This window comes from Nocardioides sp. Arc9.136 (assembly GCF_030506255.1).
In the GTDB taxonomy this organism is placed as follows: Bacteria; Actinomycetota; Actinomycetes; order Propionibacteriales; family Nocardioidaceae; genus Nocardioides.
The window spans coordinates 1,536,417-1,556,265 of record NZ_CP113431.1 but is presented as its reverse complement, the minus strand read 5'-3'; the positions used below and the strand labels follow the sequence as shown (position 1 = coordinate 1,556,265).

18 protein-coding genes are annotated in these 19,849 nt (G+C 72.2%); 5 read left to right on the top strand and 13 right to left on the bottom strand.

The features are described 5' to 3' along the window. Nucleotides 1-76 precede the first annotated feature (76 nt). Together OSR43_RS07525 and OSR43_RS07520 are read left to right on the top strand one after the other, a co-directional pair. Nucleotides 77-625, top strand: coding sequence for a hypothetical protein (locus tag OSR43_RS07525; RefSeq protein WP_302270627.1), 549 nt, complete (start codon nt 77-79; stop codon nt 623-625). Beyond that, nucleotides 622-1,056 (top strand): ferritin-like domain-containing protein, encoded by a 435-nt coding sequence (locus OSR43_RS07520; RefSeq protein ID WP_302270626.1) that lies wholly within the window; start codon nt 622-624, stop codon nt 1,054-1,056. Before OSR43_RS07525 ends, OSR43_RS07520 begins: the two co-directional genes overlap by 4 nt. Before the next feature lie 176 nt (nt 1,057-1,232). On the opposite strand, the gene OSR43_RS07515 is transcribed toward OSR43_RS07520, so the two are convergent. The 7 genes from OSR43_RS07515 to dxr form a co-directional block, all read right to left on the bottom strand. Then, nucleotides 1,233-1,988 (bottom strand): HAD family hydrolase, encoded by a 756-nt coding sequence (locus OSR43_RS07515; protein WP_302270625.1) that lies wholly within the window; start codon nt 1,986-1,988, stop codon nt 1,233-1,235. Then, a complete protein-coding gene (locus OSR43_RS07510; protein WP_302270624.1) occupies nt 1,981-3,759 on the bottom strand; it encodes a proline--tRNA ligase in 1,779 nt (592 codons plus the stop codon). The genes OSR43_RS07515 and OSR43_RS07510 overlap by 8 nt, the downstream gene beginning before the upstream one ends. Before the next feature lie 61 nt (nt 3,760-3,820). Further along, nucleotides 3,821-4,183 (bottom strand): DoxX family protein, encoded by a 363-nt coding sequence (locus tag OSR43_RS07505; protein ID WP_302270623.1) that lies wholly within the window; start codon nt 4,181-4,183, stop codon nt 3,821-3,823. Between the two features lie 59 nt (nt 4,184-4,242). Beyond that, a complete protein-coding gene (locus OSR43_RS07500; protein WP_302270622.1) occupies nt 4,243-5,088 on the bottom strand; it encodes a GNAT family N-acetyltransferase in 846 nt (281 codons plus the stop codon). A 25-nt stretch (nt 5,089-5,113) separates the two neighbouring features. Then, nucleotides 5,114-6,265, bottom strand: a complete 1,152-nt coding sequence (gene ispG, locus OSR43_RS07495; RefSeq protein WP_302270621.1) for a flavodoxin-dependent (E)-4-hydroxy-3-methylbut-2-enyl-diphosphate synthase — start codon at nt 6,263-6,265, stop codon at nt 5,114-5,116. Nucleotides 6,266-6,296: 31 nt separating this feature from the next. Further along, nucleotides 6,297-7,646 carry an RIP metalloprotease gene (locus tag OSR43_RS07490; RefSeq protein ID WP_302270620.1) on the bottom strand — a complete coding sequence of 450 codons (1,350 nt, stop codon included), beginning with the start codon at nt 7,644-7,646 and terminating at the stop codon, nt 6,297-6,299. A gap of 21 nt (nt 7,647-7,667) precedes the next feature. Continuing rightward, nucleotides 7,668-8,759, bottom strand: a complete 1,092-nt coding sequence (dxr, locus tag OSR43_RS07485) for a 1-deoxy-D-xylulose-5-phosphate reductoisomerase (RefSeq protein ID WP_302270619.1) — start codon at nt 8,757-8,759, stop codon at nt 7,668-7,670. Between the two features lie 92 nt (nt 8,760-8,851). On the opposite strand from dxr, the gene OSR43_RS07480 reads away from it, so the two are divergent. Next, entirely contained in the window at nt 8,852-10,651 is a 1,800-nt protein-coding gene (locus OSR43_RS07480; RefSeq protein ID WP_302270618.1) for an amidohydrolase family protein, read from the top strand. Nucleotides 10,652-10,690: 39 nt separating this feature from the next. Here OSR43_RS07480 and OSR43_RS07475 read toward each other — a convergent pair whose 3' ends face one another. Continuing rightward, nucleotides 10,691-11,896, bottom strand: coding sequence for a saccharopine dehydrogenase family protein (locus OSR43_RS07475; protein ID WP_302270617.1), 1,206 nt, complete (start codon nt 11,894-11,896; stop codon nt 10,691-10,693). Between the two features lie 59 nt (nt 11,897-11,955). Further along, nucleotides 11,956-13,386, bottom strand: a complete 1,431-nt coding sequence (locus OSR43_RS07470) for a gamma-aminobutyraldehyde dehydrogenase (RefSeq protein ID WP_302270616.1) — start codon at nt 13,384-13,386, stop codon at nt 11,956-11,958. A 144-nt stretch (nt 13,387-13,530) separates the two neighbouring features. Between OSR43_RS07470 and OSR43_RS07465 the strand changes: the two genes are divergently transcribed. After that, nucleotides 13,531-14,919, top strand: a complete 1,389-nt coding sequence (locus tag OSR43_RS07465) for an aspartate aminotransferase family protein (protein WP_302270615.1) — start codon at nt 13,531-13,533, stop codon at nt 14,917-14,919. A gap of 95 nt (nt 14,920-15,014) precedes the next feature. On the opposite strand, the gene OSR43_RS07460 is transcribed toward OSR43_RS07465, so the two are convergent. The 4 genes from OSR43_RS07460 to OSR43_RS07445 are packed head-to-tail and all read right to left on the bottom strand — an operon-like array spanning nt 15,015 to nt 19,046. Next, a complete protein-coding gene (locus tag OSR43_RS07460) occupies nt 15,015-15,824 on the bottom strand; it encodes an ABC transporter permease (RefSeq protein WP_302270614.1) in 810 nt (269 codons plus the stop codon). Then, a complete protein-coding gene (locus OSR43_RS07455; protein WP_302270613.1) occupies nt 15,821-16,738 on the bottom strand; it encodes an ABC transporter permease in 918 nt (305 codons plus the stop codon). Before OSR43_RS07455 ends, OSR43_RS07460 begins: the two co-directional genes overlap by 4 nt. Continuing rightward, complete coding sequence (locus OSR43_RS07450; RefSeq protein ID WP_302270612.1) at nt 16,739-17,914, bottom strand: ABC transporter ATP-binding protein; 1,176 nt, start codon at nt 17,912-17,914, stop codon at nt 16,739-16,741. Continuing rightward, nucleotides 17,907-19,046 carry a spermidine/putrescine ABC transporter substrate-binding protein gene (locus OSR43_RS07445; protein ID WP_302270611.1) on the bottom strand — a complete coding sequence of 380 codons (1,140 nt, stop codon included), beginning with the start codon at nt 19,044-19,046 and terminating at the stop codon, nt 17,907-17,909. Before OSR43_RS07445 ends, OSR43_RS07450 begins: the two co-directional genes overlap by 8 nt. A 262-nt stretch (nt 19,047-19,308) precedes the next feature. Here OSR43_RS07445 and OSR43_RS07440 point away from each other — a divergent pair, with 262 nt between their 5' ends. Next, nucleotides 19,309-19,782, top strand: a complete 474-nt coding sequence (locus OSR43_RS07440) for an Lrp/AsnC family transcriptional regulator (RefSeq protein WP_302270609.1) — start codon at nt 19,309-19,311, stop codon at nt 19,780-19,782. Nucleotides 19,783-19,849: the final 67 nt, after the last annotated feature.

Genomic DNA, 19,849 nt, shown 5'->3' with positions numbered 1-19,849 from the left:
TCCCTGTTCTGTTGTCCTGCACGTGCCGGTGTCCGGACACCATAACGCCCGGGAGGACGGACGTTAGGGTCACGCCGTGCCCTCCCTCCCGACCGCCTCCCGACGCACCGTCGTCGGGGTGGCTGCGGTCACCCTCGGGCCCCTCGTGGGGGGCGCGCTGGCCGGCTGCGACGCCGACCTCGACGGCCTGCTGCCCGGCGGCGACCAGCCCGGCGCGGCGTCGCCGGCGCCCGACCCGGACGCCGACGAGGCGCTCGTCGAGGAGGTCGTGGGCGAGGTGGCGGCCCAGCTGTCGCTGGTCGCGGCCGTGCGGGTCCGCCACCCCAGGCTCCGCCCGGTGCTGGCCGGCCTGGAGGCGGTGCACGTCGCCCACCTCGAGGCGCTCGAGGGCACGCAGGATGGCCCGTCCGCCCCACCGACCGCGGACGCCGCCGCCGCGCTCGCGCTGGTCCGCCGCCGCGAGACCGCCCACCAGCGACGGCTGGCCGGCGCCGCGGTGCGCGCCGACAGCGGCCCCCTGGCCCAGCTGCTGGCCTCCATGGCCGCGGCGCTCGCCCAGCAGCTCACGGTCCTCCCCCGGACCGGCGCCGGGCCCTCGCCCTCCTCACCGGGGGCGTCCTCGTGACCACCCTGGAGGCGCTGCGGACCACCCTCGCGGCCGAGCACGCCGCGCTCTACGTCGTAGGCGCGCTCGGCGCGCAGACGTCGCAGTCCGGCGCCCCGGGCCTGTACGCCGCGCTGCAGGACGCCTACGTCCAGCACCGCGCGCAGCGCGACCGTCTCGAGCGCGAGCTGCTGGACCGCGGCGCCGACCCGGTGGCGGCGGAGCCGGCCTACGAGCTCCCCGAGCGCCTCGGCACCACCGCGGCGGTCGAGCGCCGGGCCCTGCAGCTGGAGACCGACTGCGCCGCGACGTACGCCGCACTGGTCGCGCACAGCGCGGGACCGCTGCGGCGCTGGGCGGTGGAGGTGCTCGTGCGCACAGCGGTCCGCGAGCTCGCCTTCCGGGGAACGCCCGAGATGTTCCCCGGAGTGCGCGAGCACGCGGACCGCTGACGCGACCCGGACACGGTGGGTCCTGAGGGAGACGTCCGAGGTGGGGACCGACGGGGAACTCCCTCGTGCAGAACTCTGCATCACCGCAGGTCCCGGGCGCGATGCCGGCGACCCCTCAGGTTCTCGCATTGCACGAACCTGCAGACCGGCGAGGCGAGAGCAACCGCCCCGCGCGGTCAGTACCAGCGGCTGACGACCTCGTGGACCTCGCCGATCCGCTGCACCACGGCGTCCGGACTGCCCTCGGCGTGGCCGACCTGCTCGGGCGGGATGACGCTGTGCGGGACGTGCACCGCCCGGAGGCCGGCCTGCTGGGCTCCCCAGACGTCGTCGTAGAGCCGGTCGCCGACGTACACGCAGCGGGCGGGGTCGCTCGCGCCCACGGCGTCCATCGCAGCGCGGAAGGCCAGCGGCGAGGGCTTGGTCCACGGTATCTCGCTGGTGTAGACGTCGCCGTCCAGCAGGTCCAGCACGCCGTCGCGCTCGAAGAACCCGCGGTGCCACGAGCGCGGCCAGATCGTGTTGGAGAGCACGCCGACCTTGACGCCGTCGGCGCGAAGGGCCTCGAGCAGCGGGCGCACCTCGGGGTCGGTCCCGGTGTGCGGCTCCCAGAACTCGTAGTAGGCCGTCAGCAGCTCGGGGTCGTGCTCGAGGCCCGCCGCGGTGAAGAGGTCGCCGATCGTGGCGCTCTCCTGGTGGTCGCGGCTGCGGCCCCAGACGACGGAGCCGGCGGCGTGCAGGCGCTCGGCGTGGAGGTGGCGGTCGTCGTCCTTCGACGGGGTCGCGACCACGGCCGCGGCCAGCGCCAGCGACTCGGCGTGGAAGTCCACGTCGTGCCATCGGGTCAGCGTGCCGCCCCAGTCGAAGATCACCGCCTCGACGCCGCGCCCGCCGGCTCGGCCCGGAGTCCCGGGACGGCGCGGCTCAGGCACGGACGAGGCGCACCACGTGGTCGACCACGTGGTCGGCGGGGACCTGCTCGCGCTCGCCGGTGCGTCGGTCCTTGACCTCGATGACGCCGTCGGCGAGGCCCTTGCCGACCACGACGATCGTCGGGACGCCGATCAGCTCGGCGTCCTTGAACTTCACCCCGGGGCTGACCTTGCCCGGGCGGTCGTCGAAGAGCACGTCGATGCCCTGCTTGGACAGCTCGTGGGCGACGCGCTCGGCGGCGGCGAAGACGGCCTCGTCCTTGCCGGTGGCCACCAGGTGCACGTCGGCCGGCGCGACGTGGCGCGGCCAGCACAGGCCCAGCTCGTCGGCGGTGCCCTCGGCGATGGCCGCGACGGCGCGCGAGGGGCCGATGCCGTAGGAGCCCATCGTGACGGTGACCAGCTTGCCGTTCTCGTCGAGCACCTGCAGGCCCAGCGCGTCGGCGTACTTGCGGCCGAGCTGGAAGATGTGGCCCATCTCGATGCCGCGGGCGGTCTCCAGGACGCCGCCGTCGCAGGCGGGGCACGGGTCGCCGTCACGGACCTCGGCGGCCTCGATGGTGCCGTCGGGGGTGAAGTCGCGTCCGGCGACCAGGTCGAGGACGTGGCTGCCGTCGACGTCGGCGCCGGTCACCCACCGGGTGCCCTCGACGACGCGGGGGTCGACGAGGTAGCGGATGCCCGAGGCGTTGTCCTCCCCCAGCACGCCGGGGCCGATGTAGCCCTTGACCAGCGCGGGATGCTTGCGCAGCTCCGCCTCGTCCATCGGCTCGACCTCGATCGGCTCGAGCTGGCCCTCGAGCCGCTTCTGGTCGACCTCGCGGTCGCCGGGCAGGCCGATCGCGAGCGGCTCGCGGGTGCCGTCGGGGTGCTTGAGGGTCACCAGGACGTTCTTGAGCGTGTCGCCGGCGTGCCAGGGCCGGTCCGCGCGCGGGTACGCCGCGTTGAGGTGGTCGACGAGCGTCTCGATCGTGGGCGTGCCGGGGGTGGCCTCGGCGTGGGCGGCCGGCGCGTCGTCGTACGGCACCGGCTGCGGCGCGCGGACCTGGACGGCCTCGACGTTCGCGGCGTAGTCGCAGGTGGTGCAGCGGACGTAGGTGTCCTCGCCGACCGCGGCCTTGGCGAGGAACTCCTCGGACCTCGAGCCGCCCATGGCCCCCGAGGTGGCCCGGACGATGGCGTACTCGAACCCGAGCCGGTCGAAGATCCGGATGTAGGCGTCGCGGTGGCGCTGGTAGCTCTCCTCCAGGCCGGCGTCGTCGACGTCGAAGGAGTAGGAGTCCTTCATGATGAACTCGCGGCCGCGCAGCAGCCCGGCGCGGGGACGCGCCTCGTCGCGGTACTTCGTCTGGATCTGGTACAGCGCGAGCGGGAGGTCCTTGTAGGAGGAGTACAGGTCCTTGACCAGGAGCGTGAACATCTCCTCGTGGGTCGGGCCGAGCAGGTAGTCGCCGCCCTTGCGGTCCTGCAGGCGGAACAGCCCGTCGCCGTATTCGGTCCAGCGGTTGGTGGCCTCGTAGGGCTCCCGGGGCAGCAGCGCGGGGAAGCTGACCTCCTGGGCACCGATCCCGTCCATCTCGTCGCGGACGATGTCCTCGATCCGGCGCAGCACCCGCAGGCCCAGCGGCAGCCAGGTGTAGATGCCGGGGGCGGCGCGGCGGATGTACCCGGCGCGCACGAGCAGCTTGTGGCTGGGGACCTCCGCGTCCGCCGGGTCGTCGCGCAGCGTGCGGACGAAGAGGCTCGACATGCGCAGGATCCGGGCGGTCATGGGCGCAAGGGTACGGCGGGCGGTCCCCCGCCGGCGCACCGGTTCCGGGCCGCCCGCCGGGTCAGGCGCGGGCCGCCTTCAGCGCGGCGCGGATCATCGGCAGCTGCATCGGCAGCCGGCCCAGCGCGATCGCCTTGAACCGGGTGTTGCGGGTCCGCATGGCGTCCTGCGCCATCTGCACGTTGCCCGGGAAGACGCCGAGCAGCACCGCCACGCTGGCGTACGCCGCGACCTTGCGCGTGGCGGGCAGGGCCATGCCCGCGGCGCAGGCCAGCTCGGCGACGCCGCTGGCGTAGATCAGCTCGCGGTGGGCGGGCACCCAGGCCGGCATCAGCGGCTCGAAGACCTGGGGGCGGACCAGGTGGACGACCCCGCTGACGGTGAAGCCGGTGGCGAGGACCTTGGCGCTCAGGGGCAGGCTCATGCGCCCAGCGTGGCAGACCCGGCGGGGCGCGGGCTCAGGACCGGCTCAGGACGCCGCGGTCAGAACATCACGGTGGAGAAGCGGGCCGTCTCGCGGAAGCCCACGCGGTGGTAGGCGCGGCGGGCCGGCTCGTTCCACTCGTTGACGTAGAGCGAGACCACCGGGGCGACCTCGGTGCGGACCAGCTCCACCACGGCGGCCATGCCGCTCTCGGCCAGCCCCTGGCCGCGGTGGTCCGGCGGCACCCACACCCCCTGGATCTGGGCGGCGTACGGCGAGGCGCAGGCGACCTCGGCCTTGAAGACCAGCCGGTCGCCCTCGAAGGCGGCGAAGGACCAGCCGCGGTTCATCAGCTGGGTGACCCGCGCCCGGTAGAGCTCCGCGCCGCCGCCCTGCTCGGGCGAGACGCCGACCTCCTCGGTGTACATCGCCACGCACGCGGGGTAGAGCTCGGGCATGTCCTGCCGCGTCGTACGACGCACCCGCGGGTCCGGCTCGACCTCCGGCGGACCGGTCATCTCCAGGTGGGGCTGCTGCCAGCGCAGCTCGCGCGGGCGGCCCCAGCTGTCCGCGACGCCGTTCCAGAACTCCTGGACCGGCTCGTGGGGGCCGACGATGGTCGAGACGGTCCGGCCGCGGGCCAGCGCTCGCTCGGCGAAGGCCCGGGCGTCGTCGGGCGAGGCGCCGATCGGCACCAGGTTCGCGCCGACGTGGCAGGCGGCCACCAGCTGGCCGTCGGCGTACCGGCCCCACATCTCACCGCCGAGCCAGCGCGGCTCGAGGTTGGTGGTGCGGGCGCGGTAGTCGGCGAAGACGTTGACCACCGGGTCGCGGCCGGTCAGCTCGAGGAAGGCGCCGAGGTCGGCCGCCCCGAGGGGGCGAACACCGTGACGCGTCGACAGCACGTCGGCAGCCTACGCGACCGACGCGTCAGCCGACGGTGACCTCGGCGGCGGCGCCGTCGATGCTCTCCATGCCCTCCGCGATGCGCATGGCCTCCTCGATGAGGGTCTCCACGATCTGCGACTCCGGCACGGTCTTGATGACCTCGCCCTTGACGAAGATCTGCCCCTTGCCGTTGCCGGAGGCGACGCCGAGATCGGCCTCGCGCGCCTCGCCGGGACCGTTGACGACGCAGCCCATGACCGCGACGCGCAGCGGGACCTCCATGCCCTCGAGGCCGGCGGTCACCTCGTCGGCGAGCTTGTAGACGTCGACCTGGGCGCGGCCGCAGGACGGGCAGGAGACGATCTCGAGCTTGCGCGGGCGCAGGTTGAGCGACTGCAGGATCTGGATGCCGACCTTGACCTCCTCCACCGGCGGGGCGGAGAGGGAGACGCGGATCGTGTCGCCGATGCCCTGCGACAGCAGGGCACCGAAGGCGGTGGCCGACTTGATGGTGCCCTGGAAGGCCGGGCCGGCCTCGGTGACACCGAGGTGGAGCGGCCAGTCGCCCTCGGCGGCGAGCAGCTCGTAGGCGCGGACCATGACGACCGGGTCGTTGTGCTTGACCGAGATCTTGAAGTCGCGGAAGCCGTGCTCCTCGAAGAGGCCCGCCTCCCACTTCGCGGACTCCACGAGCGCCTCGGGGGTGGCCTTGCCGTACTTCTCCATCAGCCGCTTGTCCAGCGAGCCGGCGTTGACGCCGATCCGGATCGAGGTGCCGCGGTCCGCGGCGGCCCGCGCGATCTCCTTGACCTGGTCGTCGAACTTCTTGATGTTGCCCGGGTTCACCCGCACGGCGGCGCAGCCGGCGTCGATCGCGGCGAAGACGTACTTGGGCTGGAAGTGGATGTCGGCGATGACCGGGATCTGGCTCTTCGCGGCGATCGCGGGCAGGGCCTCGGCGTCGTCCTGGCTCGGGCACGCCACGCGCACGATGTCGCAGCCCGACGCGGTGAGCTCGGCGATCTGCTGGAGGGTGGCGTTGATGTCCGCGGTGACCGTCGTGGTCATCGACTGCACCGAGACCGGGTGGTCGCTGCCGACGCCCACCTTGCCGACCTGGATCTGGCGGGTCTTGCGGCGGGGCGCGAGCACCGGCGGCGGCGCTGCGGGCATCCCCAGGCTGATGGCGGTCATGCCCTCCAGCCTACGGGCCGCCCAGGCACGGTCACGACTCGAGATGCAGCGGCACGACGAGGTCGCCGACGATCAGCACGACGCCCATCACCAGCATGGCCGAGGCGACGACGTACGCGACCGGCAGCAGCTTGGCGGCGTCGACGTACCCGGGGTCGGGGCGGCCGACGACCCGGGCGAAGCCGCGGCGGACCGCCTCCCACAGCGCGCTGGCGATGTGGCCGCCGTCGAGCGGGAGCAGCGGCAGGAAGTTGAACATGCCGATGAAGAAGTTGAACCCGGCGATCAGCAGCAGCAGGAAGACGGCCTTGTCGCCGCCGGGGATCTCCTCGTGCGAGGTGGTCTCCCCCGCGAGGCGGCCGCCGCCGACGATGCTGACCGGGCCCTCGGGGTCGCGCTCCTCGAGGCCGACGATCGCCTGGCCTACGTCCCACACCTTCGCCGGGAGCGTCCCGAGGGCCACGAAGGTGTCCTTGGTCATCTCCCCCATCTGGCCCAGGGTGTAGCCGATGCCGCCGCTCACGAGGTCGGCGCTCGGCGAGATGCCGAGGAACCCGACCTGCTGCAGCGTCTCGTCGGTCGCCGAGGTCGGCCGCGCCGAGACGGTCGTGTTGGTGACCACGGTCTGCTGCTCGCCGTCGCGCTCGATGACGATCTCCGCGCGGCCGTCGTCGTTGCCGCGGATCAGGTCCTGCAGCTGCTCCCAGTCCGCCACCGGCGTGCCGTTGAAGGAGACGAACCGGTCACCCGGCTGCAGCCCCGCCTCGACGGCCGGCGTGGCGGGGTCCTCGTCGGTGCAGACGCGACCGTCCTCGGCCGCCGGGACCACGCACTTCTGGACCGAGCTGACGACCGGCTGGATCTCGACGTCGCCGGGGTTGCCGTAGGTGCCGAAGACCGAGGCGTAGATGCCGAACGCGATGAGGATGTTGACCGTCGGGCCCCCGGCCATCACGACGACCTTCTTCCACCAGGCCATCTTGTAGAACAGGCGCCCGTCGTCGCCGGGCTGGACCAGCTCCCACTCCGCCGCGCGGGCGTCGGAGATCAGCTGGGTGAACATGCCGGTGTTGGACTTGCGGACCTTCACGACCTGCTGGCCGTGCTCGTCGTACGTCACCTCGTCGGCGACCGCGGTGGCGCCCGGGGGCAGCATCCCGATGATCTTCACGTACCCGCCGAGCGGGATGGCCTTCAGGCCGTACTCGGTCTCGCCGACCTTCCTGCTCCACACGGTGGGGCCGAACCCGATCATGTACTGGGTGACCTTCCCGCCGAACCGCTTGGCGGGGATCATGTGGCCGAGCTCGTGCAGGCCGATCGAGGCGAGGATGGCGACGACGAAGGTCACCACTCCGAGCAGGTAGAGCAACGCGGTCATCCGGGTCCGATCAGGGGTGGGTCACGACACGAGCTCCTCGGCCCGGCGACGTGCCCAGGCGTCGGCAGCGAGGACGTCGTCGACGGAGAGGTGCTCGATCGAGGGTACGTCGTGCTCGCTGAGAACGGCCTGAACCGTGGGCACGATGTCGATGAACCCGAGCCGCCCGCGGCGGAAGGCGTCGACGCAGACCTCGTTCGCCGCGTTGTAGACCGCGGGCGCCGTGGCGCCACGCTCCCCGGCCGCCCGGGCCAGCGACACCGCGGGGAACGCCTCGTCGTCGAGCGGGTGGAACTCCCAGGTCTCGGTCCGGGTCCAGTCGACCGCGGGCGCGGCGTCCGGCACCCGGTCGGGCCAGGCCAGGCCCAGCGCGATCGGGATCATCATGGTAGGCGGGCTGGCCTGCACCAGCGTGGAGCCGTCGACGAACTCCACCATCGAGTGCACGACGCTCGTCGGGTGGACCACGACCTCGATCCGGTCGTAGGGGATGCCGAAGAGCAGGTGCGCCTCGATCACCTCCAGCCCCTTGTTGACCAGCGTCGCGGAGTTGATCGTGATCACCGGGCCCATCGCCCAGGTGGGGTGCGCCATCGCCTGCTCGGGGGTGACGTCGGCGAGCTCCGCGCGGGTGCGTCCGCGGAACGGCCCTCCGCTGGCGGTCAGCACCAGGCGCCGCACCTCCTCGGGCGAGCCGCCGCGCAGGCACTGGGCCAGCGCCGAGTGCTCGGAGTCCACCGGCACGATCTGGCCGGGCCGCGCGCGCTCGAGCACGAGCGGGCCGCCCATGACCAGCGACTCCTTGTTGGCCAGCGCCAGGGTGGTGCCCGCGTCGAGCGCGGCGAGCGTCGGGCGCAGCCCGACCGCACCGGTGATGCCGTTGAGCACGACGTCCGCCTCCATCGAGGCGGCCTCGACCGAGGCGTCCTCCCCCAGCCCGGCGTACGCCGGCCGCAGCTCGGCGACCTGCTGCTCGAACAGCTCGGGGTGGGAGCCGCCGGCGGTCAGCCCGACGACGCGGAAGCGGTCGGGGTTGGCCCGGACCAGGTCGATCGCCTGGGTGCCGATGGAGCCGGTCGAGCCGAGGATGACGATGTCGCGGCGGGCAGTCACCCGCCCAGTCTCCCAGCCGGCGCCCGTCCGGCCCGGGTGGGAGGTTCCAGCGACCGCTTGACGCGCGTCGGGAAGGCCGCTTCGATCCGGTTGTGACCTACGACACGATCATCAAGGGTGGCCGCTGGTTCGACGGGACGGGTGCACCGTCCGCGGTGCGCCACCTCGGGATCCGCGAGGGTCGCGTCGCGACGGTCTCGGCCGTCCCGCTGGAGGAGGCCGGGTGCCCCGAGGTGGTCGACGCGGCGGGGCGGTGGGTCATGCCGGGCATGGTCGACATCCACACCCACTACGACGTCGAGGTGCTCGAGGGACCGGCGCTGGAGGAGTCGCTGCGGCACGGCGTGACGACGATCCTGCTGGGATCCTGCTCGCTGTCGACGGTGCACGTCGACGCGGTCGACGCCGGCGACCTCTTCGGCCGCGTCGAGGCCATCCCGCGCCAGCACGTGATCCGCTCGGTCGGCGCGCACCGGACCTGGCGCTCCGCCCAGGAGTACGTCGCGGCGCTGGAGTCCCTGCCGCTGGGCCCCAACCTGGCCAGCTTCATCGGGCACTCCGACATGCGCACCGCCACGATGGGCCTGGACCGCGCCACCCGCGACGACGTCCGGCCCACGCGCAGCGAGCTGGACCGGATGGAGGGGATGCTCACCGAGGCGCTCGACGCCGGCTTCATCGGCATGTCCGCCCAGCAGCTGCTCTTCGACAAGCTCGACGGCGACCTGTGCCGCTCGCGCACGCTGCCCTCGACGTACGCCCGGCGGCACGAGATGAAGCGGCTGCGCGACGTCCTGCGCCGGCGCGGCCGCGCGCTGCAGGCCGGACCGGACGCCACCCACCCGCACACGATCGTCACCCAGGCGCTCGGCTCGATCGGCCTCCTCGGCCGCCGCCCGCTGAAGACCAGCCTGCTCTCCGCCGCCGACATCAAGGCGATCCCGTTCGTCATCCACCTGATGCGGCTGCTCGGCGGGGTCGTCAACCGGCTCGGCGCCGACTTCCGCTGGCAGCACCTCCCGGTGCCCTTCGAGGTCTACGCCGACGGCATCGACCTGGTGATCTTCGAGGAGTTCGGCTCCGGGGCCGCGGCGCTGCACCTGCAGGAGAAGCTCGCCCGCGACGAGCTCATGCGCGACCCGGCGTACCGCGCCCGCTTCCGCAAGGACTACGAGTCCAAGTACGGCCCGCGGGTGTGGCACCGCGACTTCTTCGACGCCGAGATCGTCGAGTGCCCCGACGCCTCGGTGGTCGGCAGGTCCTTCGGGCAGGTCGGCGTCGAGCGCGGCGGCGCGCACCCGGTCGACGCGTTCCTCGACCTCGTGCTCGAGCACGGGACCGCGCTGCGCTGGCGCACCACGATCTCCAACCACCGCCCGAAGGTGCTGCGGAGGATGGCGCAGACCCCGAGCATCCAGATGGGGTTCTCCGACGCCGGCGCCCACCTGCGCAACATGGCCTTCTACAACTTCGGCCTGCGCCTGCTCAAGCACGTGCGCGACGCCGAGCGGGCCGGCACGCCGTTCCTCACCACCGAGCAGGCCGTGCACCGGCTGACCGGCGAGCTCGCCGAGTGGTACGACCTCGACGCCGGCCACCTGCGCGAGGGCGACCGGGCCGACCTCGTCGTCGTCGACCCCGAGCGGCTGGACGCCTCGCTCGAGGAGTACGCCGAGAGCCCCGTCGAGCAGTACGGCGGCCTCTCGCGGATGGTCAACCGCAACGACGCCGCCGTGCCGCTGGTCATGGTCGGTGGCCGCACGGTCTGGCGCGACGGCCGCGCGGGCGAGGTGCTCGGCCGCGAGCGGACCGGGCGCTTCCTCCGCGCCGGGCAGCCGGCCGTGGACCCGTTGCCGGCCAGCGGCGCCGACACCCTCCCGTCGGCCAGCTGACCCTCGCCGGCCGCCCGCCCGGAGCCCGGAGGCGGGCCCTCAGGCGTCGAGCTCCTGGATCCCCCACGGGCTGCCGTAGGCCGTGAGCAGGTCGAGGAAAGGGACGGCGTCGAAGGCCTCCGGGCCGAGCACGCCGGCCCCCTTCCAGGCCCCGGTGGCGAGCAGCTCCAGCGCAACGACCGGGTTGACCGCCGTCTGCCAGACCACGCACTGGTGGCCGTACTCCTGCATCGACCACTCGTTGTCGACCACGTGGTAGAGGTACGTCGACCGCGGCGCCCCGTCCGTGCCGCGCCCGGTGACCCACAGCCCGGCGCAGGTCTTGCCGGTCATCAGCGGGCCGAGCTCGGCGGGGTTGGGCAGGCAGGCGGCCACCACGTCGCGGGGGCTGACCTCGACCCCGCCGACGCGCACCTTCTCGGTGCGGTCCAGGCCCAGCTTGTGCAGGGTCTTGAGCACCTCGATGAACTCGTTGCCGAGGCCGTACTTGAACGTTGCCCGCCGGCAGTCGATCCAGCGCGGCATGAGGAGCACCTCCTCGTGCTCGACGTTCACGCACTCGACCGGCCCGATCCCCTCGGGGAAGTCGAAGACCTCCGGCTCCGAGAACGGCGCGGTCGTGCGCCAGCGGCCGTCCTCCCAGATCACCGGCGGGTTGAGGCACTCCTCGATCGTCGTCCAGATCGAGAACGACGGCGCGAAGTCGTACCCCTCGACCGCGAGGTTGGCGCCGTCGCGGGTGCCGAGCTCGTCGATCTCGGAGAACAGGTGGTCCGCGGCGTACCGCGCGAAGACGTCGGAGAGCCCCGGCTCGACGCCGATGCCGACCAGGGCCAGCCGCCCGTCGGACTCCCAGGCCTCCGCCTGGGCGAACTGCTCGTCGCCGAGCTTCACGCCGGTCTGCTCGTACGGCGCGTCCGGGTGCGGGCGCGACAGCGACATCGCCATGTCGAGGTAGTCGGCGCCGGCGGCGCGTGCGCCCTCGAAGACCGGCATCACGAAGCGCGGGTCGACGGCGTTCATGACGTGGGTGGCGCGGTGCTCGCGGGCCAGCGCCGCAACCGACTCCGCGCTGGACGCGTCGACCTGCGCGGGGGTGAACCGGTCGTCGGCGGCCGCGGCCGCCCGCTCGGCCGAGGCCAGCGAGTAGTCGGCGACCACGACGGAGGAGAAGAAGTCGCGGCGGGTCGCGATGGAGCAGAAGGCGGCGCCGACGCCGCCGGCGCCGACCAGGAGGATGCGCATGGGTCTCTTTCCCGTGGCTGGTGGGTGGTGGCTGGGTGTGGAGGTCGGTGTCGCGGCGCTCAGCCGAGGTAGCTCATGACGTGCTTGATGCGGGTGTAGTCCTCGAGGCCGTACATCGAGAGGTCCTTGCCGTAGCCGGAGTGCTTGAAGCCGCCGTGCGGCATCTCCGAGACGTAGGGGATGTGGGTGTTGATCCACACGACGCCGAAGTCGAGGGCGCGCGACATCCGCATCGCGGTGCCGTGGTCCCGGGTCCACACGCTCGAGGCGAGCCCGTACTGCACCCCGTTGGCCCACCGGAGCGCCTCCGCCTCGTCGGCGAACCGCTGGACGGTGATCACCGGGCCGAAGATCTCCTGCTGCACCTGCTCGTCGTCCTGCCGCAGACCCGAGAGGACCGTGGGCTCGTAGAAGTAGCCGGCCTCCCCCTGCCGGTGGCCGCCGCCGTCGAGCCGGGCGTGGTCGGGCAGCCGGTCGACCATCGCGCTGACCCGGGCGAGCTGGTCGGCGTTGTTGAGCGCGCCGTAGAGGACGTCCTCGTCGTCGGGCATGCCGGTCCGGGTGCTGCGCGCCTGCTCGGTGAGCGCGGCCACGAAGTCGTCGTGGACGCCCGGGCCGGCCAGCACGCGGGTGGCGGCGGTGCAGTCCTGGCCGGCGTTGAAGTAGCCGGCCTCGGCGATCGCGGCGGCGGCCCGTCCCACGTCGGCGTCGTCGAAGACGATCACGGGCGCCTTGCCACCCAGCTCGAGGTGGACCCGCTTGAGGTCGGTGGCCGCGGAGCCGGCGACCTCCATCCCGGCGCGCACGGAGCCGGTGATCGCCACCATCTGCGGCGTCGGGTGGGCGACCAGCGCACGGCCGGTCTCCCGGTCGCCGCACACGACGTTCAGCACTCCGGGCGGCAGGAACTCCTGGGCCAGCTCGGCGAGCATCGTCGAGGTCGCCGGGGTGGTGTCCGAGGGCTTGAGGACGACGGTGTTGCCGGCGGCGAGCGCGGGCGCGATCTTCCAGACCATCATCGGCAGCGGGTAGTTCCAGGGCGTCACCTGCCCGACCACGCCGATCGGCTCGCGGCGGACGAAGGAGGTGTGGTCGGGGAGGTACTCCCCCGCGGACTTGCCCTCCAGCACACGGCAGGCGCCGGCGAAGAAGCGGAAGTGGTCGACGGTCGGCGGCATCTCCTCGCTGGTGGTCAGGTGGAGGGGCTTGCCGGTGTCGCGGCACTCCGCGGCCACGAACTCCTCGGTGCGCGCCTCGAGCGCGTCGGCGATCCGCAGCAGGGCGAGCGAGCGCTCCTGGGGCGTCGTGCTCCCCCAGCCGTCGAAGGCCCGGCTCGCGGCGGCGTACGCGCGGTCGACGTCCTCGGCGCCCGACCGCGGCGCGGTGGCGTAGACCTCGCCCGTGCTCGGGTCGATCACCTCGTAGGTCTCGCCGGAGGCGGGGTCGACGGCCTTCCCGTCGACGACATTGCGGAACGTCTGCTCGGCCATGGCCCGACCCTAGTGATCGGGCACGCGATTGGGGAGGTCTGAGCGGCACTTGTCCACGGATTTCGTCGTGAAACACGGGCGACACATGCGGATTCCCTCGTCGTGGTCTTGCTCGCCGGGGGTCAGGGCGCGCACCATGGACCCATGCACCCGGACTACGACCACCTGCAGCAGGCCGCCAAGGACCACCTGTGGCTGCACTTCTCCCGCCACGACGCCTACGCCCAGGGCGACGTGCCCGTCATGGTGCGCGGCGAGGGCGCCTACCTGTGGGACGCGACCGGGAAGCGCTACCTCGACGGCCTGGCCGGCCTGTTCGTCTCCCAGCTCGGCCACGGGCGCACCGAGCTGGCCGAGGCCGCCGCCGCGCAGGCCAAGGAGCTGGCCTTCATGCCGCTGTGGTCCTACGCCCACCCGCCGGCCATCGAGCTGGCCGCCAAGGTGGCGTCGTACGCACCGGGCGACCTCAACCGCGTCTTCTTCACCAGCGGCGGCGGCGAGGCCGTCGAGACGGCGTGGAAGCTGGCGAAGAACTACTTCAAGCTCACCGGCCGGCCGATGAAGCACAAGGTGGTCAGCCGGTCGATCGCCTACCACGGCACGACCCAGGGCGCGCTGTCCATCACCGGCCTCCCGCTGCTCAAGCAGCAGTTCGAGCCGCTCGTGCCCTCGACGTTCCGGGTGCCGAACACCAACGCCTACCGCGCCGACGAGATCACTTCCGGGTTCCTCGACGGCTCCGACCCCGAGGCGTTCGGCCGCTGGGCGGCCGACCAGATCGCGGTCGCGATCGAGAACGAGGGCCCCGACACGGTCGCGGCCGTCTTCCTCGAGCCGGTGCAGAACGCCGGCGGCTGCTTCCCGCCCCCGCCGGGCTACTTCCAGCGGGTGCGCGAGATCTGCGACGAGTACGACGTGCTGCTGGTCTCCGACGAGGTGATCTGCGCCTTCGGGCGCCTCGGGCACATGTTCGGCGCCGAGCGCTACGGCTACCAGCCCGACATCATCACCTGCGCGAAGGGCATCACGTCCGGCTACGCCCCGCTCGGCGCGATGATCGCCTCGGACCGGCTGATGGAGCCGTTCCTCGAGGAGAAAGCGATGTTCGCCCACGGCTACACCTTCGGCGGCCACCCGGTCTCCACCGCGGTCGGGCTGCGCAACCTCCAGCTGTTCGAGGAGGAGCGCGTCCTGGAGAACGTCCGCGACAACGAGGCGGAGTGCCGCGCGATCCTCGAGCGGCTGCTCGACCTGCCGATCGTCGGCGACGTCCGCGGCGACGGGTACTTCTACGGGATCGAGCTGGTCAAGGACAAGGCGACCAAGGAGTCCTTCACCGCCGAGGAGTCCGAGCGGATCCTCTACGGCTTCGTCTCCAAGCAGCTCTACGCCGAGGGCCTCTACTGCCGCGCCGACGACCGCGGCGACCCGGTCGTCCAGCTCGCTCCCCCGCTCATCTGCGGCCCCGAGCACTTCGAGGAGATGGAGCAGGTCCTCCGCGTCGTCCTGGACAAGGCCTCCTCGCTCCTCTGAGGAACCCGGGCCCCGCGCCCTGCCTCGTGGTGATGCCCAGCGCGCGCCGGAGCGCCCGCTGGGCATCACGAGGCGGTCCAGGGGCAGCCGCAGGCTCAGGTGCGGGCGCGGACCCGGCGGCGGTTGCCGACCTCGCCCAGGACCACCACGACGACCGAGACCAGGAACATCACCGCGCCGATGACGTTGACCTGCATCGGCACGCCGCGCTGGGCGACGCCCCAGACGTACATCGGGAACGTCGTGGTGGTGCCGGCGTTGAGGTTGGTGATGATGAAGTCGTCGAAGGACAGCGAGAAGCTCAGCAGCGCCGCGCCGAGGATGCCCGGGAAGACGAGCGGGAACGTCACCCGCCAGAACGTCTGGGCCGGGGTGGCGTACAGGTCCATCGCCGCCTGCTCGAGGTGGTCGTCCATGCCGGCGAGCCGTGCGCGCACCGCCACGACCACGAACGACAGGCAGAACATCACGTGGGCCACGAAGATGGTCCAGAAGCCCAGCTGCCCGCTGAACCCGGTCGCCACGAAGAGCGCCAGCAGCGAGGACCCCAGCACGATCTCCGGGGCCGCCATGGGCAGGAACACCAGCAGGTTGGTGGCCGAGCGGCCGGCGAAGTCGTGGCGCACGAGCGCGAACGCCGCCAGCGTGCCCAGCACCGTGGCGACCAGCGTCGAGAGCGCCCCGATCTCGACGCTGCGGACCAGCGCGTCGCACATGCTCGGGTCCGCGCACGGGTTCGCCCAGTTGTCGAGGGTGAAGGAGCCGAAGGCGTAGACGTTGCGGCTGGCCGGCTCGTTGAAGCTCATCAGGACGACGACCGCGATCGGCACGAACGTGTAGGCCAGCACCAGCAGGCCGAGGACCAGCACCAGGTGCTCGCGCAGCCAGCGGACGGGGGCGCTCACAGCAGCTCCTCGGTGCCGGCGCGGCGGACGTAGACGAGCACCATCACGACGATCAGCACCATCAGCACCATCGACAGCGCGGCGGCGGCCGGGTAGTCGTTGGCGTCGGTGAACAGGCTCTGGATGACGCCGCCGACCATGCGCTGGTTCGGCGAGCCGAGCAGCTCGGCGTTGATGTAGTCGCCGGAGGCCGGGATGAAGGTGAGCAGCGTGCCGGACACCACCCCCGGCAAGGAGAGCGGCCAGGTCACCTTGAAGAAGCCGACGGCCGGGTGGGCGTAGAGGTCGCTGGAGGCCTCCACGAGCCGAGGGTCGATCTTGTCAAGGCTGGCGTAGAGCGGCAGCACCATGAACGGCAGGAAGTTGTACGTCAGCCCCGCCACGACGGCGACCGGGGTGGCCAGCAGGCGGCCGTCGTCGCCGAGCACGTGCAGCAGCTGGAGGCCGTCGACGATCCAGCCGTCGTCGGCCAGGATCAGCTTCCACGACAGCGTGCGCACCAGGAAGCTGGTGAAGAACGGCGCGACGACGAGCACCAGCATCAGGTTCTTCCACCGCCCCGCCTTGAAGGCGATGGCGTAGGCCAGCACGTAGCCGAGCACCAGGCAGAACAGCGTCGCGAGGCCGCCGTACCACAGCGAGCGGAGCATCGGCCGCCAGTACTCCTGGAGGGCGTCGACGTAGTTCCCGAACGCCCACGTCATCTCGTAGCCGCGGAAGTCCGAGCCGGCCGGGTCGTAGAGACTGGTCGCGACCAGGGAGTAGAACGGCACGACGAAGAAGAGCGCCAGCCACAGCAGGCCGGGCAGGAGCAGCAGGTAGCCGGTGCGCCCGCGGCGGCGGCCGGTCTCGGCGGGGGTCTCCGGCGCGACGTCGGTCTCGGCGAGCGGGGCGACCCCCGCGGTGCTCGTCACTCAGGCCCCCGCCCGCTCGGCGGCGCCGGCGTCGGCGGCCTGGCTGCGGTCGAGGAGGAACGCGTACTCCGGGCGCCAGGACAGCTCGACGGGCTCGCCCTGCCGGAAGAGGCGGGTGCGGCCGGTGTTCTGCGAGAAGACCTGCAGCTCCTGGCCCCACGGCATCCGGACGAGGTACTGCGTGCTGACGCCGACGAAGCTGACGTCGCTGACGACGCCGCCGGGGATGGTGTTGCCCGGCGCGTCGAGCTCCTCGCCGGGCCGGCCGATGAGCACCTTCTCGGGCCGGATGCCGACCCAGCCGGCGTCGGAGCCGGTGTGCACCCGCGCGGTCGGCACCGACACCTCGATCCCCTGCATGTCGACGGTGGCCACGTCGCCGGCCCTGCGGCGTACCCGCCCCTCGATGAGGTTGGACTGGCCCAGGAAGTTGGCGACGAAGGTGCTGCGCGGGTTCTCGTACAGCTCGGCCGGCGCGCCCATCTGCTCGATGACGCCGCCGTTCATCACCGCCACGGTGTCGGCCATCGTCATCGCCTCCTCCTGGTCGTGGGTCACGTGGACGAACGTCCGGCCCACCTCGACCTGGATCCGCTTGACCTCGATCTGCATCGACCGGCGCAGCTTGAGGTCGAGCGCGCCGAGCGGCTCGTCGAGCAGCAGGACCTCGGGGCTGTTGATCAGGGCCCGCGCCAGCGCGACGCGCTGCTGCTGGCCGCCGGAGAGCTGGGCGGGCCGCTTGCGGGCCTGGGAGGTCAGCTCGACCAGCTCGAGCATCTCGCGGACCCGGGTGTCGACGTCCTTCTCCTTGCGCCGGCGCAGGCCGAACGCGACGTTCTCGAAGATGTCGAGGTGCGGGAAGAGCGCGTAGCTCTGGAAGACCGTGTTGACCGGGCGGCGGTAGGGCTTGGCGTAGGTGATGTCCTGGCCGGCCAGGGTGATCGTCCCCGAGGTCGGCGTCTCGAGGCCGGCGACCATCCGCAGCGTGGTGGTCTTGCCGCACCCCGACGGCCCGAGCAGCGCGAAGAACGACCCGCGCGGGACGTCGAGGTCGAGGTCGCGGACCGCGGTGAAGCCGGCGAACCTCTTGGTCACCTGGCGCAGCCGGAGCCCGTCGTACGGCGCGTCGTCGCCGCGGTCGCCCGGGGTCGTCCGGCTCGCGGGGTTCTCAGCCACCTGTGACATCGGACCAGTCCCTTTCGTAGGCCGTCGCCTGCCGGTCGTCCAGCGGCATGAAGGCGAAGGTGCGGGCGAGCATCTCCTCGTCGGGGAAGATCAGGGTGTTGTCGACCAGCGAGGCGTCGATCTTCTCCATCTCCTCGCGCGCCCCCTCGACGGGGCAGATGTAGTTGACCCAGGCGGCGAGGCGCGCGGCGACGGCCGGGTCGTAGAAGTGGTCGATCCAGGCCTCGGCGTTCGCCTGGTGCTCGGCGCCGTTGGGCACGAGCATGTTGTCGCTCCACAGCGCCAGGCCCTCCTCGGGCGCGACGAACTTGATGTCGGGGTTCTCGAACTGGAGCTGGATGACGTCGCCGGACCACGCCTCGCAGGCGACGATGTTGCCCGCGGCGAGGTCCTGGATGTACTCGTTCCCCGTGAAGGCGCGCACCTGGCCGTCGCTGACGGCTTTGCGCAGCCGGTCCACGGCGTCGTCCCACTCGTCCTGGGTGAAGTCCTCGGGGTCGGCGCCGACGATCTTCAGCGCGAACGCCATCGTGTCGCGCATCTCCGAGAGCAGCGTGACGCGCCCCTTGAGCTCGGGGTTGTCGAGCAGCTCGGCGAAGCTGCCGATCTCGCCGGTCTTGGCGGCGTTGTAGGCGACGCCGGTCAGCCCGGTCTGCCAGGGCGCGTGGAACTGGAGGTCGGGGTCCCAGGCGACGCCGCGCAGCGGCTCGATCAGGTTGGCGTGCAGGTTCGGCACCGCCCGCCGGTCGATCGGCTGCACCCAGCCGAGGCTGATCATCCGCGCGGCCATCCAGTCGGTGAGCATCATCAGGTCGCGACCGACCGGCTCGCAGCTGCTGAGCTGGTTCTTGACCTTGGCGTAGAACTCGGCGTTGTCGTTGACGTCGTCGGTGTAGCGGACCGTGACGCCGGTCCGCTCCTCGTAGAGCTCGCGGGTGTTCCCGGCGTCGCGGCGCGGGTCGATGTAGCCCGGCCAGTTCGACACCACGAGCAGGCCGTCGTCCTCCGACCGGTCCGTTGCCCGGCACTTCGCCGGGTCCTGCTGCGCACCGTCCTGGCCGAACAGCGGCAGGACGCCGACGCTGGCGCCCGCCACCACGAGGCCCCCCAGGCCTCGCAGCACGGTACGTCGGGAGGTCAGCGCCCCCCGGGCAGCCGACGGGCCGGTGGGTGTTCGCGGTGTCATCCGGCTCCGCTCCCCTCCGCGGCCCGGCCGGCCGCAGCGCTCCGTGGCTGGCGTGCTCCGGATCGTGCCACCGGTGACCGTCACCGGCAAGGGAAACCGTCGACACGAAACCTGTTCGCAACGAAATCGCTCGTCCGGCACCCCTCCGACCGGCGGTCCGCGCTCGCCAGGACCACGCCCCCGTGGGAGAGTGCCGCCCATGAGTCGCAAGCAGGACCGCGCCCCCATGGCGCTCGACGAGGTCTCCAAGGCGATCATCGAGCAGCTCCAGCAGGACGGGCGCCGGTCCTACGCCGCGATCGGCAAGGTCGTCGGGCTCTCCGAGGCCGCGGTCCGGCAACGGGTGCAGCGCCTCGTCGACGGCGGGGTGATGCAGGTCGTCGCGGTCACCGACCCGCTCGAGCTCGGGTTCGCCCGCCAGGCGATGGTCGGCATCAAGGTGCAGGGGCCCTTGGACGCGGTGGCCGACGCGCTCGCGGCCCTCGACGAGGTGGACTACGTGGTGGTCACCGCTGGCTCGTTCGACCTGCTCGTCGAGGTCGTGTGCGAGAGCGACGAGCACCTCCTGGACCTGCTCTCCCACCGGATCCGCGCGATCGACGGCGTCGTGGCGACCGAGACGTTCATGTACCTCAGCCTGCGCAAGCAGACCTACTCCTGGGGTGTCCGCTGACCGCCTCGCTCTGGCAGGACACCGCTCCGCCGGCTCCCGCGCGACCGCCCCTCCCGGGCGGCCGCGA

Coding starts and splice junctions, on each gene's coding strand:
- OSR43_RS07510 (WP_302270624.1), bottom strand. CDS start 3,759: ATGACCGCCCGGATCCTGCGCATGTCGAGCCTCTTCGTCCGCACGCTG.
- OSR43_RS07505 (WP_302270623.1), bottom strand. CDS start 4,183: ATGAGCCTGCCCCTGAGCGCCAAGGTCCTCGCCACCGGCTTCACCGTC.
- ispG (WP_302270621.1), bottom strand. CDS start 6,265: ATGACCGCCATCAGCCTGGGGATGCCCGCAGCGCCGCCGCCGGTGCTC.
- OSR43_RS07490 (WP_302270620.1), bottom strand. CDS start 7,646: ATGACCGCGTTGCTCTACCTGCTCGGAGTGGTGACCTTCGTCGTCGCC.
- OSR43_RS07475 (WP_302270617.1), bottom strand. CDS start 11,896: ATGCGCATCCTCCTGGTCGGCGCCGGCGGCGTCGGCGCCGCCTTCTGC.
- OSR43_RS07470 (WP_302270616.1), bottom strand. CDS start 13,386: ATGGCCGAGCAGACGTTCCGCAATGTCGTCGACGGGAAGGCCGTCGAC.
- OSR43_RS07465 (WP_302270615.1), top strand. CDS start 13,531: ATGCACCCGGACTACGACCACCTGCAGCAGGCCGCCAAGGACCACCTG.
- OSR43_RS07440 (WP_302270609.1), top strand. CDS start 19,309: ATGAGTCGCAAGCAGGACCGCGCCCCCATGGCGCTCGACGAGGTCTCC.